Source organism: Paenibacillus typhae (genome assembly GCF_900099765.1).
In the GTDB taxonomy this organism is placed as follows: domain Bacteria; phylum Bacillota; class Bacilli; order Paenibacillales; family Paenibacillaceae; genus Paenibacillus_AQ; species Paenibacillus_AQ typhae.
Genome location: NZ_FNDX01000022.1, coordinates 79,663 through 98,663, shown reverse-complemented (window position 1 = coordinate 98,663; position 19,001 = coordinate 79,663). Strand labels below are relative to the sequence as shown.

The following is a 19,001-nucleotide window of genomic DNA, read 5'->3' as shown; positions in this document are numbered from 1 at the left end:
TTTTGCACAGCGACCAAGGATTTCAATACACTAGCCGCCAATACAGTAAACTACTGGAGCGATATGAGATAAAGGCAAGCATGTCCAGAAAGGGTAACTGCTGGGACAATGCCTGTATGGAGAACTTCTTCGGTCATTTTAAATCCGAGTGTTTCTACCTCCACTCCTTTCACTCTGCTAAGCAGGTGAGGCATGCTGTGCAGCAATATATCCGCTTTTACAACCATGCACGTTTCCAAACGAAACTAAACAACCTGAGTCCCTATGAATACCGAACTCAGGCTGCTTAAATATTGCTTTTTATTTACTGTCTACTTGACAGGGGTCACTTCAGTTAACGGAGTGGTTTTATTTGCGTTAAGGCTAGATCTGATTCCCCGCCTCGGTATTGATAATGATCTCCTGGCTGCTCTTCTGCTTTCTGCTTCTCACCGAATACAGAATGAACAGAAGGATGAACCAGACCGGAGTGAACAGCAGCGCCGGACGGGTCTCCTCGGCAATCAGCATAATGACCAGAATTGCCGCGAACAGCGCCAGAACGATATAGTTTACTGCCGGAGTGAACGGTGCCTTGAACTTGGAGGCCGCCTGCAGGTCCGGACGGTTCTTCTTGTATTTGATGTGGCACACCAGCACCACGCCCCATACCCAGATAAAGCAGATGGCGCTGACCGTCGTCACAATGCCGAAGGCCTGCTCGGGAACCAGCTTGCTCAGCAGCGCTCCTGCCGAGATTACCAGCGTAGACACGAACAGCGAGTTGGCAGGTACATGATTTTTGTTCAGCTTGCCGAACTGGCCGGAGGCCTGATCCTTGCGGCTCAGATTATAAAGAATCCGGCTGGTCGAGAACATTCCGCTGTTGCAGGCAGACGCAGCTGAGGTCAGCACGACAAAATTGATAATCCCGGCAGCAATCGGAATGCCGACCAGGCTGAAGGTTCTGACAAACGGGCTTTCAGCAGGACTAAGCTGAGTCCACGGGTTAACACACAACAGGACGAATAGTGCGCCTACGTAAAAGAACAGAATCCGCAGCGGGATTTTGTTGATCGCTGACGGGATATTTTTCTCAGGATCAGCCGTTTCTGCCGCCGACACCCCTACGAGCTCAACACCGACATAAGCAAATACGACCATCTGGAAGGAGAAGAGGAAGCCTGTGATGCCGTTCGGGAATACCCCGCCGTGCTGCCACAGATTGCGGACAGTAACTGCTCCTGCATCTGTTTTGAAGCCCAGTACGAGCAGTACAATTCCAAGCCCGATCAGGGCAAGAATCGTGATCACCTTGATCAGTGCGAACCAGAACTCCAGCTCGCCGAAGCTTTTGACAGTCAGCAGATTGAGTCCCAGCAGAATAATCAGACAGATCACTGCCGGAACCCACTGCGGAATATCAAACCAGTATTGCACATATACGCCCACCGCAATGACATCGGCCATCGCCGTCATAATCCAGCAGAACCAGTAAGTCCAGCCTGTGACAAAAGCGGCCTTCGGCCCCAAATAATCCTCAGCAATATCTGTAAAGGACTGGTACCCCGCCTTGGACAGCAGCAGCTCCCCCAGTGCCCTCATGACAAAAAATACTGCGATCCCTACAATCAGATAAGTGAACATGATCGACGGCCCCGCCTTTTCGATTGCCCGCCCTGATCCCAGGAATAATCCTGTTCCAATTGTTCCTCCAATTGCAATTAACTGAACGTGCCGGTTGGCCAGCTCTCTCTTTAACTCTGCCATGCCTGTTTCCCCCTTATGATTACAGCGTGTTGCTGCCAATAAAAAAAGAGACTGGATATGATCATCCAATCTCCCGGCTCATAAGAATATCAAACACTACCCGCCCTGCGGGCAGCAGCCCGCAAGGCAGATAAATATTCAGTACTCTTCTGTCCTTTTGCCTGAGATTGTGAACCCTTCGGCGCTGCGGTAGCCCGCAGTCTCTCCAGAAGCTGCTCCTGCTATAGTGTGATCCATAGCATTCATAGCCTGTAGCGTATTAAGTTGGTGAAGCGTTAATGCATTTTAATATTCTAACATATTACTCGTCATGTGAGTATCCGGGCTGTGAAAAAAGTCTCAATGCCAATTTTATCCTCACAGCTTAACCCTGTACCTGTTCTTCCCCGGCCTTCCCGTAGAACTTGAGAAAAACAACGATACCGATCAGCGCTACAACAATACCTGACCAGAAAAACCACACCTGCACCCCGTACCGGTCAGCGACCGGCCCGGCCAGAGCCAGCCCGATGGGCGAAGACAACATGCCCATGCTGGAGACGAGCGATATTACACGCCCCAGCGTTTCCGGCTCGTAAGCCTTCTGGATCATGGCCATATAGGGGCCGTTGAACAGCGGCGCAGCAGCACCCATGAAGAATGACAGCACGGCAAAGGCTGCGAAGGCTCCGCTGCCGACAACTCCGCTCAGCAGGCAGGTCAGGCCGATAATAACAAGGCTTACGCTCATATAGGTGGAGTCACGCCACTTGGAGCCCAGTACGGACAGCAGCACACCGCCCAGGATCATGCCAATGCCGAATACCGCCTCTATGACACTGGCGCTGTATCCGCCCCGGCCAAAGTGCTCCAGCGTCATCAGCGGGAACAGCATGGCCAGCGGCATAAAAACGATACTGAAGCCGGCCATGGCAATGGTGATAAATACAATCGGCTTAGAGGAAACAAAGGTCCTCCAGCCGAGAATGAACTCCTGCCGGAACGAGGGTGCCTGCACCACCTCCGGCTTCGGCTGATGAATCTTCACCATCAGCAGCATGACATTTGCAATCAGCGCTCCCGCTACATCAAGCAGCAGCACCGTTCCCAGCGAGGTTGCCGAATATACGGCGATACCCAGTGCGGGTCCGAGTATGCTGGAAGCGGAGAAGACCATCTGCTGCCAGCCTGCCACCCGGGTCAGCTGATCCTCCGGAGCAATCAGCGGCACGGCTGCCTGGAACGACGGCGCATGGAACGAGGAAGCCACGGAGCGGATGAACAGCACGACATAGACAACCCACAGGCTCGGGTCGCCCCATAAATAGTAAGCGCCCAGGATCAGACTGGTGACAGCAATCATGCTGTCGGAGATAATCATGGTCAGCTTGCGGTTCCAGCGGTCCAGCCAGACGCCGATGAACGGCCCCAGAATTGCTTGCGGCAGAAAGCCGACGAGTCCGGCAATCATCAGTACCGAGGCTGACCCTGTCGTTTCCGTCAGATGCCAGATAATTGAGAACTGCACCATCGATGAAGTCAGAATCGAGAAGATCTGGCCGCTGAAGATGAAGGCGAACGTCCTTTTCCAGTGCATAAGTTATGCCCCCTTAATAAATAGAGTTATTTGGTTCGCACACTAAATCTCCTGTAACAAAAACAGACCCAAGTCCAGTGGGCTTGAGTCTGCTTGCAATACGTGTCAGAACAGGGCATAGCCCAATAAGGCTCTGCCGGATAACCGTGCGGTTCGCGGTCTATGTCCCATACGTAATAAAACAAGCATCTCAAAAAAGCCCACCTTACCGGTGAAACAAGCTCTTCTGGGTACTCATCTTAAACGTATGAAATAAATCATAGTCCGCAACCCTCCTTCTCATTAATTAGCCGTATCTTAACATCGGAAGCAAAAGCTGTCAAACCTAAAATTGCATTAAAAAAGCGGGTAAGCCAACGCTCACCCGCTCCTCCAAAACAATTACATTATTTAATGATTACATATTCCAGACCTACCAGTTTAGCATAGCTAACGATCTGGTCGGTTGTCAGGTTCAGGGAAACCACGGTGTGGTGGCCGCCGCCGTTCTCGATCCAGGCCTTCACTCCGTCCTGGAAGTTAGGCTTAACTTTCCACAGTACACGCGCTACCGGAAGGTTAGGAGCTGCAACCTCTGGCTCAAAGGCTTCCACTTCATTGATCAGCAGCTTGTAGTGTGTGCCGAAGTCAGCCATCGAGACAACTACGCCTTCGCCGGCTTTGCCGTCAAATACGAGGCGGGCCGGGTCTTCACGGTCGCCGATACCGAGCGGCGATACAAGCACCTTCGGCTTGTTGCTTGCCAGGCTTGGATCAACCTCAAGCATGTGGGACTGCAGAATCGCTTCCTTGCCTTCTGCCATCTCATACGTGTAATCTTCCATGAACCCGGTGTTCACGTTGTGCGCCATTACCTTCAGCAGGCGGTCAAGGGCAGCCGTCTTCCAGTCGCCTTCGCCGGCGAAGCCGTAGCCTTGAGCCATCAGGCGTTGTACGGCCAGACCCGGAAGCTGCTTCATGCCGTGCAGGTCTTCGAAGTTGGAGGTGAAGGCATTGTATCCGCCGTTATCCAGGAAGCGTTTCAGGGCGATTTCGTAGCTGGCCTGAACCTTAACGCTCGCTTCCCATGCTTCCTTGCTGTAGTTGCCGTAATCGAAATCGTACTGCTCCGCATATTCAGCGAACAGGGCATTGATCTCTTCTTCCGTTACTTCGTTAACATAGGCTACAAGGTCGCCGATGCCGAAGTAATCAACAGTCCAGCCGAACTGGATCTGAGCTTCTACTTTATCGCCCTCAGTAACCCCTACATTACGCATGTTGTCGCCGAAACGGGCAACCTTGATGTTGAAGCTCTCGTTGTAAGCAACCGCTACGTCCATCCACTCGGCAATTTGCTTCTGTACATTAGGGCGCTGCCAGTAGCCTACAACCACTTTGTTCTGTTTGTTCAGGCGGGCATTGATGAAGCCATACTCACGGTCACCGTGGGCAGCCTGGTTAAGGTTCATGAAATCCATGTCGATGGTTGCCCAAGGAATGCTCTCATTGTACTGGGTAGCCAGGTGGAGAAGAGGCTTCTGCAGCAGCTTGGTGCCGCGGATCCACATTTTGGCCGGGGAGAAGGTGTGCATCCAGGTGATTACACCGGCAACCTCATCACGGTAGTTGACTTCCTTCATGATGGTGGTGATTTTGTCCGCGCTGACTGCCAGCTCCTGCAATACAAGCGGGTAAGGCAGAACGCCGCTGTTGTTCAGTGCGTCAACCATTTCCTGGGCGTGGGCTTTAACTTCTCCGAGTGCTTCTTCCCCGTACAGATGCTGCGATCCAACAACGAACCAGAACTGCTTGTCACTAACTGTTGTCATTTATATTCATCCTCTTCTCTTAAATTGTGATAATAGGCTTATCCGCACCCAATATTACTTCTGGCCGTAGTAGGCATCCTTGCCGTGCTTGCGCAGATAGTGCTTATCCAGAATCCGCTGCGGCAGCTCCTCGGCGAAATGATTCAGCTCACGCGCAAAATGATTCATCTTGGCTACTTCCTCCAGCACCACACTGTTCATGACTGCGGAATGGGCATCCTTGCCCCAGGTGAATGGTCCATGGCCCTTCAGCAGTACGCCGGGAACCGCCATAATATCAATACCGCGCTGCTCAAAAGTTTCGATGATCACATGTCCTGTCTCTGCTTCATACCCGCGGTCAATCTCCTCTTGTGTGAGGAACCGGGTACAAGGTACAGCGCCGTAGAAGGTGTCAGCATGCGTTGTTCCCATAACCGGAACATCAAGTCCTGCCTGCGCCCAGACGGTGGCCCACATAGAATGCGTATGCACAATGCCGCCGATTTCCTTGTAATGCTTATACAGCACAGCGTGAGTCGGTGTATCTGAAGAAGGTCTAAGATCGCCCTCAACAACGTTACCGTCAAAATCGACAACAACCATATCGCTGGCTTTCATTTTTTCATAGCTGACTCCGCTTGGTTTGATGACGAACAGGCCGCTCTCACGGTCCACTGCGCTCACATTACCCCAGGTGTACTTGATAAGTCCTTGCTTGGGCAGATCCAGATTGGCCTGGAATACCTCTTCCTTCAGTTGTTCTAACACATTAACCCCTCCCGTTCTCTACCAGATGATCTACAGCAGCCTGCTCAATTGCCAGTCCTTCCACATACCGCTCCATAAAGAGCTCAAAGCCCTTGACGTCAGCTGCATCCGGATGAATGACCTGTCCTTCCGTGTCCTTAAATACCTTGTTGTCGAGAAAATCGTCCAGACGCTCCTGCTGCTCCCTGTTCTGCATGAACGCAGCCAGAATCGCCATCCCCCAGGCACCGCCCTCGCTGGCTGTTGCCATTACGGAGACAGGTACGTTCATGGAAGCTGCCACGATCTTTTGACCGACCACAGGTGTTTTGAATAAGCCGCCGTGCGCCAGAATGCTGTCGATTGCGACATTCTCCTTCTTGGTGAGGATATCCATCCCGATCTTCAGCGCGGCAAAAGCGGTAAACAGGTGCGTACGCATAAAGTTAGCCAGATTGAAGCGGCTCTCAGGCGAGCGGACGAACAGCGGGCGTCCCTTCTCGATGCCTGTAATATTTTCCCCGGAAAAATAACCGTAGCTCAGCAGACCGCCGCCGTCGGCATCCGCCTCAAGCGCCTTGCCAAACAGCACGCTGAACAGCTTACCGGAATCCGCCTGGATGCCCATAGCCTCAGCAAACTCGCGGAACAGGCCGACCCATGCATTGATGTCACTGGAGCAGTTATTCGCATGCACCATCCCTACCGGACTGCCGTCCGGCGTAGTAACCATATCAATCTCCGGATATACAGCGGACAGATCGTTCTCAAGCACGATCATCGCAAATACGGAGGTACCTACCGAGATGTTACCGGTGCGTTTTCTTACACTATTGGTAGCAACCATGCCTGTTCCGGCATCACCCTCAGGAGGGCACAGCGGAATTCCCGCCTGCAGATCCCCGGACACGTCCAGGAGCTTAGCCCCTTCTTCAGTTAACACGCCTGCCTGCTCGCCTGCATGATACACCTTTGGCAAAAGCTCACCCAGCTTCAAAGAGTAGCCCTTGGCTGCTGTCAGCTCGTCAAACTGCTTCACCATCGCCGGATTGTAATCCTGCGCCGCCTCATCGATCGGGAAAATCCCCGAAGCATCGCCGATGCCGATCGCTTTCGTTCCGGTCAGCAGCCAGTGGATATACCCGGCCAGCGTCGTTATAAAATCAATGTCCGGCACATGCTCTTCCTTGTTAAGAATCGCCTGATACAGATGGGCAATGCTCCACCGCTCAGGGATGTTGAACTGAAACTGTTCAGTCAGCTCCTTGGCCGCAGCTCCGGTTGTCGCATTACGCCAGGTCCGGAACGGAACCAGCAGCTCTCCCTTGCTGTCAAAAGCCATATATCCGTGCATCATGGCCGAGAATCCGATCGACCCCACCTTGCTCAGGGTAACTTCGTATTTCTGCTGTACCTCCTGCTTCAATTCACTGTAGGCAGTCTGCAGGCCCTTGATGATGTCATTTAAATGATACGTCCAATATCCGTCAACCAGCTGGTTCTCCCATTCATAGCTGCCGGAGGCAACCGTCTCAAACTTCTGGTCAATCAGTACCGCCTTGATACGTGTGGACCCAAATTCGATACCCAGTGAGGTTCCTCCCTCAAGTATCGCTTGCCTGATGTTCTGATCCATGCCCACGTTACTCCTCCCTAAGCCAGCCTGTTATAATTCCAATAATAAAAAGAAGGCGCTTCCCTTTAACAGCTCCAGTATATTTTTTGTTCGTACATTTGTCAATATAACTTGTAAGATATACATACAAATTAACTTTATGTTTATACATATGCGCTCGTAGGCTATAATAAGCTAATATTCGTGTTACAATATGTACGTACAACTTTTATAGAATCATTACATTCCGTTCTGAACTACCTTGAAAGAAGTGAGCCCGATGAAGACAAAATACCAGATGATTTTTGATGATATAAAAAGCAATATTCTTTCCGGAGCCTACAGTGTAGGGGAGCAGATTCCGACCGAGCTGGCCTTGCAGGAGACGTATAACGTTAGCCGGCAGACGGTGCGCAAGGCGATTCTGGAGCTGTCCAATGAAGGTTTTTTACGCAGCGAGAAGGGCTCTGGCACCTATGTCAGCAGCCAGTTCCGCTCCAAAGCGGCAGGCGGCTCCAGCAAGCGGACGATCGGGGTTATTACCACGTACATCTCGGATTATATTTTTCCTTCTATTATCCGCGGGATTGAGGGCCGGCTGAATGAGGATAATTATTCGCTGCTGCTGGCCAGCACCAATAATGATGTGGCCCAGGAGAAGAAGGCGCTGGAGATGATGCTGTCCTTTGGTGTGGATGGCCTGATTGTGGAGCCTACCAAGAGTAACCTGTACAATCCCAACATTGCCTATTACCTGTCCTTCAAGGAGCAGGACGTGCCGTTCATCATGATCAATGCGTATTATGAGGAGCTGGAGGTGCCGTTCTTTTGCCTCGATGATGTGCAGTCCAGTTATCTGGCGACCAGGGAGCTGATCTCCAAGGGCCATACCCAGATCGGCATCATTGCCAAGATGGATGACCTGCAGGGCAAATACCGGATGAAGGGCTACATTAAGGCGCTCGGCGAAGCGAAGCTGCGGTTCCATCCCGAGCAGGTGCTGTCCTTCGATACCGAAACGAAGCAGGAGCTGTCCGCCAGCCTCAAGACATTCCTGAGCGAAAATAGAGAGATGCTGACGGCCATCGTCTGCTACAACGACGAAGTCGGCCTCGAAGCCGTCAATGTGTGCCGCCAGCTGGACATCTCCGTCCCGGAGGACCTGTCGATCATCGGCCAGGACAATTCCTACATCGCCAAGAACGCGAACATCAGGCTGACCACCCTGACCCATCCGCAGGAGCAGATGGGCCGCGACGCCGCCGAATGGGTGATCAGAAAACTGCAGGGTAAGAAGGACCTGCGGAACAGCACCTACTATCAGCCGGTGCTGGTTACGGGGGAGACTGTGCGGGAGCTGGAGTCCTGACCCTATGACAGTATGACCGATGATTTTTCCCCGCCCGGATCGTCTAACCTTATGAACCACTCAAATCGATCCGAATCCCAAGGAGGAACAACAATGACAGTCAAGCTTACCCCTTATATCACGTTGGAGGGACGTACACAGGAAGCTATCCGGTTTTATGAACAAGCGCTCGGTGCTGAGGTTATTTTCGTAACGACTTACGGCGAGATGCCGGATATGCCCAGTACGTTTACCGAGGATCTGAAGGCCCTTGTCGCGCATGCCAAATTAAAAATCGGTGAAGCGGAACTGATGTTTTCCGATTCGCCCAGCGGTTCGTCGCCGGGGGAAGGGAAGCGGGTAACGATCTGCATTACGACAACCGACGTAGAACAATCGAGGCGGATATTTGAAGCCCTACAGCAAGAAGGCCAGGTCAATTTACCCTTTCAAGAGGAAGCGTTCAGCCCGGGGTTTGGCGATGTGACAGATAAATTCGGGGTCACTTTTCAGGTGTTTACAGAGTTGCCGTACAATTGATTGGATTAGGGTCGTCCGGTGAACGGGCGGCTCTTTGTTACTTTCAATTTAAAATTCTTCAATTTTCAACTAATCCCCAATCGCATATAATGAAAGAACAACCTTTCGGAATATCGGTTTGGGGGGACAAAATGAAAGTTACGGCATTTGACGTCCAGACGTTCGAAGACCTGAAGCCGCAGTTAACCTCGTTCTGCTACCGCATGCTTGGGTCCGCCGATGACGCGGACGATGCTGTTCAGGAAACCTATATTAGGGCCTGGGAGAACTGGAGCTCGTTCCGGCACGAATCTTCAATGAAAACATGGATTTACCGTATCGCTTCGAATCTGTGCCTGGACAAGCTGAGGCGTGCCAAACGCCGCATGCTTCCCGTTGATTTCTCCGACCCGGCAGCCCAGATTATTGAACCGCGCGAGACGCTGCCCGATTCATCATGGATTTGGCCTGCGCCTGATTTTGCGGAAACTCCCGAGGAGCAAATCGTTCGTAAAGATACGCTGCGAATTTGTTTTATTGCACTCTTGCAGATGCTGCCTCCGCGTCAACGGGCCGCGCTTATCCTGAAGGATGTATTCGAATGGTCCTCAAAAGAGATCGCGGAAACATTAGGCATTTCGGCGGCGGCCGTGAACAGCGCTTTACAGAGAGCCAGAGAGACGATAAGCCGGGCAGAGCTCCGGTCCGATGAGCTCAGCTCCATGGAGGTTCACCCGGATCGCGAGCTGCTCTCGCGGTATATCGTTGCCTTTGAACAATTCGATATCCAGGCACTGGTCGCCTTGTTCCATGAGGAAGGCAGCATGTCGATGCCCCCTTTTGCGATGTGGATTCATGGCAGGGACGACTTATCCCGATTTTTTTCGATTACGCGCCCGCATTGCGAAGGATCCAAATTTATACCGGTTACGGTCAACGGCGGTTATCCCGCCTTGGCGCAGTATATGCCTAGCCAGGAACCTGGGGTTCTGGTCCCTTGGGGCATTCATGTTCTCGAGGTCAAGGAGCACTGCATTCTCCATGTCCAAAACTTTATCAGCACCCCTTTATTTGCCCGATTCGGCCTGCCGGAGCGGATGTACCGATGAATTTTTAAGCCCGGTTTCGTCTATACAGGTAAGAAGCAAATTTCAACCATTACGAAAGAGGTGTCCTTCGATCATGGAGACGAACAACAAGGCAAAAGTAACCGTACAGGCTGTCATTCAAGCGCCGGTAGAGAAAGTATGGACGTATTGGACCGAGCCGGTTCATATCACGAAGTGGAATCAGGCTTCAGAGGATTGGCATGCGCCAAAAGCGGAGAACGATTTGCGGATCGGCGGTACATTTGTCACAAGGATGGAAGCAAAAGACGGGAGCATGGGCTTCGATTTTGGCGGGACTTACGATGTGGTAAAGCAGCACGAGGCGATCGGTTATACGATGGAGGATGGGAGACGCGTCGATATTACTTTCGTTGACAAAGGCAGCGAAACGGAGGTTATCGAAACGTTCGATCTGGAAAGCACCCACTCTGCCGAGATGCAGCAGGCCGGCTGGCAGGCGATTTTGGACCATTTCAAAGCATATACCGAACAATCGGTATGAGGACTACAGGTGCCACCCCGGCGCCTTTTTTATTTGTTGAAATCCACTTGCAGCCGGTCTCCTTAGACCCGGAAGTTGTTAAGGTTGATTGCTCCCGAAGCATTAATATATTCCTTAATACTTTTTCCATATGTTAGACACAAACAGGCGGAAAGGTTGAAGGATTTTCCAATTATATATGGAAAGATAGGAGTACCTGAAATCGAATACAGCGCACCTGTAATTAGGGGTAGTGTTGGGATGCCATTTCGTGGACTATGCGGGCGGCCATCCGTTTTGGGAAATGATTAGGGAAAAGAGGAAATGAAGCTGATGACAACCATTCGGTTAGGCGATACCCGGTTAACAGGAGCGGATGGCGTGCGTGCCATTGCCTGCCTGTCCGTCATCCTGCATCATGTGTCACAACGTCTGGCGATGCCCGCTCCAAGCCCTTGGCTTCAAGAAGTACAGTCGGTTCTCTTGCTTGGGAACAGCGGAGTAAGTTTGTTTTTCGTATTAAGCGGATTTTTGTTATCGTTTCCATTCTGGAGCGCTTACCTGGACAATGAGGCATACCCGAGCATCCGAACGTATACGATACGCCGCGCGGCAAGAATTATGCCCGGCTTTTATGTTGCGTTTCTGGTGTGTCTATGGCTCGAATGGAGGCTGGGCAGCGAAATGGGGTTCTTATGGCGGCGGATCATAACGGGCTTCACGTTTACGTCGGGTTTCCACTATACAACGTTTTTTCCGTCCGAATGGAATGGGCCCTTCTGGTCGATCAGCTTCGAGGTATTTTGCTACCTGCTTATGCCGTTGTTTATGGCTGTATTGTTTCGGCTCGGCCAGCGGCGTTCGTTCGGCAAGGCGGTCTTGTTCTGGTTCGCTGCAATCGGATTGGTGCTTGTCATCAACTCGCTCATACATCATTGGTTTACACCAGACGAGAGCGGCCGGGGCTGGGAATATGGTCAAATGGGCGGTGCAAAATACTGGATGCCGAATTATAATCCGGTCGGATTCTTCGGCCACTTTGCTATCGGCATTCTGGCGGCGGGAGTGACGGCCGCGACCATGCAGCGCGGCGCCGCAATCGGGCGGTTGCGCAAGCTCGGGCTGTTTGACGCAGCTGCAGCAGCCGCTTTGGCGCTTGCCGGCCTGCTGATCTGGCGAATGCGCCATCAGGGCGAATTCGATTTCAGCTTCCAGCAGCAACCGTACTACTTCCCGGCATATGCCATCCTGTTCGGAATCGTGCTGATGTCCGCACCGTTCAGCGTGCTATTGGGGCGCTGGTTAGATAACCGTTTTTTCCGTTTTACCGCGAAAATGTCCTTTGGTCTGTATATCTGGCACTATCTGTTCATCACCTTAATCGAAAAGTACGGCATGAAGGATTACCACTATTCCGGGGTCACGGACGTGTGGCGATGGCTCGGCATCAGTGTATCCGTCGTCTTCCTCTCCTATGCAGCCGCGACGTTCTCTTATCATGTCATAGAGCAGCCGTTCATTAACAGGTCAAAGGGCAAACCGTTCTTTCGGCGCAAGCGGACCGATACGCCCCCGATTGAAGCGGCATAAGGTATCGAGCATACAGCAAGATGATCAAACCCGGTTCTCAAGGAGAGAGCCGGGTTTGTTTTTACTCATACAGCCAGATCCCCGCCACCGTCATTACCCCCGGCAGGCTTTCCTCATCGACCGCCACATTATTATCGTACCAGCCGCCCAAGGCCAGGTTGAGAATCAGATAAAAAGGCTGGTCGAACGGCATGCCTGGTTCCAGCCGGCGCTCGGCGAAGCAATGGCCGTCCACCAGCCAGCGGATGGAGTCCGCGCTCCACTCCAGGCCATAATCACGGAACTGGTTGATGGTCCCGTCTGCAAGCTCGTGTGTAAACTCCTCGACCACCTTGCTGTCCAGGTCCTTGCCATAGTGCAGCGTACCCGCGATTTCCCTTGGCAGGCGGCCCCTGGCCTCCAGAATGTCCAGCTCGCCGGACGCCGGCCACGGGCCGTAGGCGTAATCCTGCGGCATCAGCCAGATTGCCGGCCACAGGCCCTGCCCTACCGGCAGCTTGGCACGGACAACTAATTTTCCGTAGCAGAAGGAGAAATGGTTCCTTGTATCAAGGCGGGCCGAGGTGTAGCCAAAGCTCCGCCCGTCCTGCACTATTTTTTCACGGCATGCCCGAAGGTTCAGTCCATACTCATTAAAGTAGAGATTATCGGCACGGCCTGTATAAAACTGCTGCTCATTATTGCCCCAGCCGGGATAGACCGGCTTATCATTCAGATCAAGCAGATCATTGCCTGTCCGGATGTTCCAGAGGCTGAGATCGCCCCCGTTCTTCACAAAATCCTGCTCCCACACCAGCCTACTCATCGTTTGGCACACTCCTCTCATGTAAACACAGCATACTGCATTTCGGAACATAGATATCGGAATCCAAAAAATTGGGATGGCGGCAAAAACGGTGGCCTTTTTTTCCTGCGCCTTTTTTCTTACGATGAAAAGGAAGGGAGGGACAAAAGACATGTTTCGATTCCGGGGGGAACAAATGAAAGCGTTTTTTAGACAGTGGCAGCTGCAAAGCATGGTTATTCCGGGCATTGTCTGGATGGTTATTTTTTGTTATCTTCCGATGTTCTGGCTCGTTATCGCCTTTATGGACTACAGTATCGCGAAGCCCATGCTTGAATCACCATTTGTCGGGCTGAAGCATTTTGAGGCCTTCGTGAGTGATGACCGGTTCTGGCGTTCGATCCGCAATACGCTGGGGATGAGCAGCATCAAGCTGATCCTGGGCTTTCCGATTCCGATTCTGTTCGCGCTGCTGCTTAATGAAATCCGAAGCCTGCGCTTCAAGCGTACGGTGCAGACCATATCGTATCTGCCGCATTTTATTGCGTGGACGATCTTCGGCGGGATTGCGCTTAACTGGCTGGGGGAAGGCGGTGTTATCAATCAGCTGATGATGGCGATCGGGCTGCAGGACCGCGAAATTCTTTTTAACAGTGATGCCAAATATTTCTGGTGGATTACCTTTTTTACCGATACGCTGAAGGAGACGGGCTGGAGTGCCATTATCTACATTGCGGCGATCTCGGGCATTGATCCCGGATTGTATGAAGCTGCTGAGCTTGACGGGGCAGGACGCTGGCAGCGGATGTGGCATATTACCGTACAGAGCATCCGTCCAACAATCGCTATCCTGTTCATTCTCGCGGTGAGCGGTATTCTGGGCAGTAATTTTGAACAGATTTTTATGCTGAAAAACAACATGAACATGAAAATGGCGGAAAGCCTCGACCTGTACATTTATAACATGGGACTTGTGTCAGGCCGGCATTCCTTCTCCACGGCGGTACTGTTTGCCCGTTCCATCGTGGCGCTGGGGCTGCTGTTCATGGCGAACCAGACATCCAAAAAACTGACCGGGGACAGTATCTTCTAGAAAGGGGGCAGACCGTTGAAAAGACGCACAGGCTTACGGAGCATCGGCGTATTTGAAGTCTGCAACACCCTGCTGATGCTGGGGGTATGCTTTCTGACGCTGTACCCGATGTGGTTCGTGCTGATTAACTCGCTTAACGCGCCGGAGCAGGCGCTGCTGGGCACCGTCAACTGGTTCCCGGAGCAGCTGTCGCTGGCGAGCTACAGTGTTGTTTTTAATGATAAAACGATGATGAACGGGTTCCTGATCACCACGCTGCGCACCATAATCGGCTCGGCGGCCCATGTGCTGTTCACCGCCATTATCGCCTATGGGCTGAGCAAAACAACGCTGATCGGCCGCAAAGTGTACATGAAGGTGGCCCTGGTGACTATGCTTTTCTCAGGCGGACTCATTCCTACCTTTATTCTGATGACGAAGCTGGGGCTGTATGATAACTTCTGGGTGTTCGTCATTCCCGGCATGTACAGCTTTTTCAATATGGTGATCTTTATGAGCTTCTTCCGCACGATTCCTGATAGTCTGGAGGAGTCGGCCAAAGTGGACGGGGCATCGGACTATGGTGTGCTATTCCGGATTGTACTGCCCAACAGTATGGCTGTAATCGCTACCATCTCACTGTTTTCGGCCGTCTATCACTGGAATGACTATTACCAGGGCGTTATTTATATCCGTTCGCAGGATATTTTGCCGCTGCAGACGATCCTTTACAAAATCATCGCCGAAAACTCCATGTCGTTCATGCAGCAGCAGGCCATGGCCCAGTTTGGGGCAAGGCTGCCCGGCAATTCGATCAAGTTTGCCTCCATGATGGTGGCTACACTGCCGATTCTGCTGTTCTACCCCTTCATTCAGCGTTATCTGGTCAAAGGGGTTATGATCGGAGCAATCAAGGGATAACCAAACCGAAAGGATGATCTTCTAATGAAGCGTAAATCCGTTACAAGAAGTCTGACCCTGCTGCTGACGGCGATGCTCTCGCTGTCCCTGGCCGCCTGCAGCGGCAATTCCGCCAATAACGAAAGCGCGCCGACAGCCGCACCTCCGGCTGACGCTACTGCTGCACCGCAGGAGGAAGCCAAGCTGAATCCCGACGAGCCGGCCTGGAAGCTGGACACAAGCCCGATTGACCTGACCTGGTTCGTCGGAGCCAACTGGTACGCCCACACGTGGGGGGAAAGTCTGACCTCGAAATATGTTACAGAGAAAACCGGCGTCAACGTCAAGCTTGAGGTGCCTTCCGGCGAGGCGAATGAGCATATTACCCTGATGATGACCTCCGGCCAGCTGCCCGACCTCATCTCTATGGGCTCCTGGGAAACCGCTGTCAAAAAGCTCTGGGAAGGCGACCACGTCTTCGCGCTGAACGAGCTGGCCGACCAGTATGATCCTTATTTCTACAAAGTAGCCGGCGACGGCACGCTGAAATGGTACCGCCAGGAGAACGGCAACACCTATGGTGTTCCCAATGACTCCTACAGCCCGAATCTGATGCATGAGACCGGCATGACGGCGGCGAATCAGACCTTCCTGGTGCGGAAGGACCTGTATGAGGAAATGGGCAGTCCTGACCTCAGCACGCCGGAAGGCTTCCTGGGCGCATTGCAGCTGCTGAAGGATAAGTATCCTGAATATAAAGGCCAGCCGATCAGCCCGTTCTTTGCCCAGGGGAATGTGCCTTACGGGATGACTGAATATCTGCAGAATCTGCTCGCTGTCCCGCATGAAAAAGACGGCAAGGTGTATGACCGCGTAACCGACCCCGAATATGTTACCTGGCTGAAAACCTTCCGCACCGCTTACGAGCGCGGACTGATCAATGTGGACTTCCTTGTGGACTCGGATACACAGGTGGAGGAGAAAACGAACAATGCCCGCTATTTCATGATGATCCGTGAATGGACCGGCATGACGGCCGTCAATCCGCTGCTGGCTGCAAGCGCCAACCCGGATTCCTACTACATCGCTGTAGACGGTCCGCAGAACAGCAAAGGCGACAGCGCCAAGCTGTTCCCCGGGAACATGGACGGCTGGATGGTCACGATGATCAGCAAATCGACCAAAAATCCGGAACGGGCGATCCGCTTCCTGACCTATCTCGCCAGCGAAGAGGGGCAGCAGGACCTGTTCCTCGGCAAGGAAGGCGAAACGTGGGAGACCGTGGACGGCAAGCCTCAGCTGAAGGCGGATATGGTGAACCTGATTGCAAGTGATATCGAAACGCTGGAGAAGCAATATGGTGTGCTGGATACGTACTGGATGATGCGTAACCCGGTTATTGTGAACCAGTGGAGACCGGAGAAGGCACCGGTAATCAAGCAGATGGAGGATTTTGCAAATGCCCAGGCTGATATTGACAGCGGCATTTATAAGGGCCTTGACCCGCTGGGCGATTCCGAGGTTGCGGTAGCCTGGTCGCGGATTTCGCAGAACTGGGAGGAAGTGCTGCCGGAGCTGATTACAGCCAAGGATGAGGCTGCCTTTGACAAGGTATTTGCAAGCTTCCTTGAGCGGCGTGACGAATACGGCTTCCAGCAGGTGGTGGAATTCCGCCAGGCTGAGCTGGATGCGCGGAAGACCAAAATGGCGAACTAGTTGATAGAGATGCCGGCTGCCCGGGGGCGGCCGGTATTGCCTGCTTATACAGAGTCTTTTGCAGCGCCTGCTGTAGAGTTTCCTATGAAGAGGTGCATTTTGCTGATTACCTGCCTGTATTTTTGTAATACATGGTATATTACAAATATAGGGAGGTATGGGAATGAAGGCCGTACAGACAACCATTAAGAAGCTTTACCGCAATTCACGAATCTCGCAGAAGCTCTTTCTGGCCTTCAGCCTGATGATAGCCATACCGGCCATTATTATATCCTTTCTGTTCATCCGTACACAGGAAGCCCAGCTGTACAAGGATGCCATGGCCGAGGGCAGCAGTCATGTGTCCCGTCTGGAGGGGCAGCTGCGCAGCCGGCTGACCATGCTTGAGAACGCTTCCTCAACCGCACTGACGCAGAAAGGCTTCGTGGATTTCATCCACTCGGACATGCAGGCTGACGGTCTGCAGCTGGTAAAATTCCGGCAGAACCAGTATGAGCAGATGCATAATATCATTCAAAGCTATGATCTGGTCAGCCAGCTCAGCTTCTATGTCGACAACCCCGGCCTGCATGAGATATGGCCGGAGATTTACCGCTATGACCGTTTCTGGCCGCAGGATTACTGGATGACGCTGCGCGAGGAGAACGGGGCGGCATTCCGTTTATTTTCCCTGCAGGAAGGCGAACACACTTTATCTTACTATAGACTGGTCCGGCTTCAGGGCAAGCAGAATGAACGTCCGACCATTATGGAGATCCGGGCCCGGCATAGCGCGATTTTCAGCGATTTACTGGAGGAGAGGGACGGCAGCTTTTTCTCCGTCGTTATGGACGGAAGCCAGCCTTCCCGCAGCGTATATAATGCCGCACATGCGTCAGCTCTCGTGGCAGACGGGCAGCTGGACGATATTCTGACCCGCGTCCACAGCCGGCTGGATGTGCTGCAGCACGATGAGCCCGTTCAGATCACTTCCGGTGATCAGACCTACTATGCATTGTACCGGTATATCGCACCGCTGAACGCTTATATCGTCGATATCACCTCCCATCAGGAGCTGATGAAGGGGCCGCGGAACTGGTATTTTCTTGTGGTGGCCATTACGCTATGCGTCCTGCTGATGATGATGGTGATGATCTCCTATATGACGCGGCGGATTTTCCGCCGGCTGGAGATGGTGCTGGCCTCCATGCGCAAGGTCCGTCAGGGACAACTGGATGCCAAAATTCATACCGGCCTCAGCGACAATGATCCCGGCGATGAAATTGATTATGTCGCCGTCAGCTATAACAGCATGCTGGACGAAATCCAGCGGCTGATGACCCAGGTGGTTGATAAGCAGCTGATCGCCAAGAATGCACAGCTCCATTCGCTGCATTCACAGATCAACTCCCACTTCCTGTACAACGCGCTGGAGTCGATCCGGATGCGGGCGGAGGTAGAGCGGCAGCCGGCAATCGCCGGAGCGCTGGTATCGCTGGGCTCACTGCTGCGCTACAGCATGCAGTGGCGCGGGGATACTGTCAGCCTCGGCGATGAGCTGTCCAACATTCACAGTTATATCCGCTTCATTAACTTTATGGAGGGCACAAGCTTTGAGCTTCGGGCCGACCTTCTGCCCGAGGTATTGCGCTACCCCATTCCCAAAATGTGCATGCAGCCCGTTGTCGAGAACGCCGTGCATCATGCGGCGCCGCCGGGAGGGAGCGTAGCCATCGAAATGAACGTAAGCGTGGAGAACAGCTTCATGCTGCTGATTGAGATTCGTGACAACGGCACCGGCATTGATCCGCTAACGCTCAGCCGCCTGCAGGAGGAGATGGCCGATGAGTCCGACCGGCCGATTGTCGCCAGCCGCAACGGGCTGGGCCTGGCAAATGTGCATAAACGGCTGCAGCTGCATTACGGCAAAGGCAGCGGACTTTCCATTGAGAGTGTACAGGGTGCCTACACCAGTGTCACCATACGTTTGCCTTGGGAGCAAGTCAATCTGGGAGGATGGTAG

Annotated in this window: 16 protein-coding genes and 1 riboswitch; of the genes, 10 read left to right on the top strand and 6 right to left on the bottom strand. The window is 52.7% G+C overall.

Translation table 11 applies throughout. The annotated features are described in order from the left end of the window. A partial coding sequence (locus tag BLR64_RS17955) for an IS3 family transposase (protein ID WP_139172018.1) occupies positions 1-290 on the top strand: 290 nt, incomplete at its 5' end. Between the two features lie 73 nt (positions 291-363). Here BLR64_RS17955 and BLR64_RS17950 read toward each other — a convergent pair. The 5 genes from BLR64_RS17950 to BLR64_RS17930 all read right to left on the bottom strand — a co-directional run bounded on the left by BLR64_RS17950 (position 364) and on the right by BLR64_RS17930 (position 7,501). After that, on the bottom strand, positions 364-1,749 hold the full coding sequence (locus BLR64_RS17950; protein ID WP_090716201.1) for an amino acid permease: 1,386 nt from the start codon (positions 1,747-1,749) through the stop codon (positions 364-366). Between the two features lie 139 nt (positions 1,750-1,888). Then, positions 1,889-1,968, bottom strand: a riboswitch (glycine riboswitch). A gap of 145 nt (positions 1,969-2,113) precedes the next feature. Then, positions 2,114-3,325, bottom strand: a complete 1,212-nt coding sequence (locus BLR64_RS17945) for an MFS transporter (protein WP_090716199.1) — start codon at positions 3,323-3,325, stop codon at positions 2,114-2,116. Positions 3,326-3,711: 386 nt separating this feature from the next. Beyond that, entirely contained in the window at positions 3,712-5,136 is a 1,425-nt protein-coding gene (gene araA / locus BLR64_RS17940; RefSeq protein WP_090716198.1) for an L-arabinose isomerase, read from the bottom strand. Positions 5,137-5,190: 54 nt separating this feature from the next. Further along, complete coding sequence (locus BLR64_RS17935) at positions 5,191-5,886, bottom strand: L-ribulose-5-phosphate 4-epimerase (protein ID WP_090716196.1); 696 nt, start codon at positions 5,884-5,886, stop codon at positions 5,191-5,193. A 1-nt stretch (position 5,887) separates the two neighbouring features. Beyond that, entirely contained in the window at positions 5,888-7,501 is a 1,614-nt protein-coding gene (locus tag BLR64_RS17930; protein ID WP_090716195.1) for a xylulokinase, read from the bottom strand. A 259-nt stretch (positions 7,502-7,760) separates the two neighbouring features. Here BLR64_RS17930 and BLR64_RS17925 point away from each other — a divergent pair, with 259 nt between their 5' ends. The 5 genes from BLR64_RS17925 (at position 7,761) to BLR64_RS17905 (ending at position 12,527) form a co-directional block, all read left to right on the top strand. Continuing rightward, on the top strand, positions 7,761-8,849 hold the full coding sequence (locus BLR64_RS17925) for a GntR family transcriptional regulator (protein ID WP_090716193.1): 1,089 nt from the start codon (positions 7,761-7,763) through the stop codon (positions 8,847-8,849). Between the two features lie 93 nt (positions 8,850-8,942). Continuing rightward, positions 8,943-9,368: a VOC family protein gene (locus tag BLR64_RS17920; protein ID WP_090716191.1), complete on the top strand. Its 426-nt coding sequence runs from the start codon at positions 8,943-8,945 to the stop codon at positions 9,366-9,368. A gap of 131 nt (positions 9,369-9,499) precedes the next feature. Then, complete coding sequence (locus BLR64_RS17915; RefSeq protein WP_090716190.1) at positions 9,500-10,456, top strand: sigma-70 family RNA polymerase sigma factor; 957 nt, start codon at positions 9,500-9,502, stop codon at positions 10,454-10,456. 73 nt (positions 10,457-10,529) lie between these two features. Continuing rightward, on the top strand, positions 10,530-10,958 hold the full coding sequence (locus BLR64_RS17910; RefSeq protein WP_090716188.1) for an SRPBCC family protein: 429 nt from the start codon (positions 10,530-10,532) through the stop codon (positions 10,956-10,958). 312 nt (positions 10,959-11,270) lie between these two features. Further along, positions 11,271-12,527, top strand: a complete 1,257-nt coding sequence (locus BLR64_RS17905) for an acyltransferase family protein (RefSeq protein WP_090716209.1) — start codon at positions 11,271-11,273, stop codon at positions 12,525-12,527. Positions 12,528-12,588: 61 nt separating this feature from the next. Here the strand turns inward: BLR64_RS17905 and BLR64_RS17900 are convergent, their stop codons facing one another. Further along, on the bottom strand, positions 12,589-13,332 hold the full coding sequence (locus BLR64_RS17900; RefSeq protein WP_167360715.1) for a glycoside hydrolase family 16 protein: 744 nt from the start codon (positions 13,330-13,332) through the stop codon (positions 12,589-12,591). Positions 13,333-13,507: 175 nt separating this feature from the next. Between BLR64_RS17900 and BLR64_RS17895 the strand changes: the two genes are divergently transcribed. The 4 genes from BLR64_RS17895 to BLR64_RS17880 all read left to right on the top strand — a co-directional run bounded on the left by BLR64_RS17895 (position 13,508) and on the right by BLR64_RS17880 (position 19,001). Beyond that, positions 13,508-14,404: an ABC transporter permease gene (locus BLR64_RS17895; protein ID WP_231576380.1), complete on the top strand. Its 897-nt coding sequence runs from the start codon at positions 13,508-13,510 to the stop codon at positions 14,402-14,404. Positions 14,405-14,419: 15 nt separating this feature from the next. After that, entirely contained in the window at positions 14,420-15,304 is an 885-nt protein-coding gene (locus BLR64_RS17890; protein WP_068729482.1) for a carbohydrate ABC transporter permease, read from the top strand. 24 nt (positions 15,305-15,328) lie between these two features. Beyond that, positions 15,329-16,999, top strand: coding sequence for an extracellular solute-binding protein (locus tag BLR64_RS17885; RefSeq protein WP_090716187.1), 1,671 nt, complete (start codon positions 15,329-15,331; stop codon positions 16,997-16,999). Between the two features lie 163 nt (positions 17,000-17,162). Then, complete coding sequence (locus BLR64_RS17880) at positions 17,163-19,001, top strand: sensor histidine kinase (RefSeq protein WP_167360714.1); 1,839 nt, start codon at positions 17,163-17,165, stop codon at positions 18,999-19,001.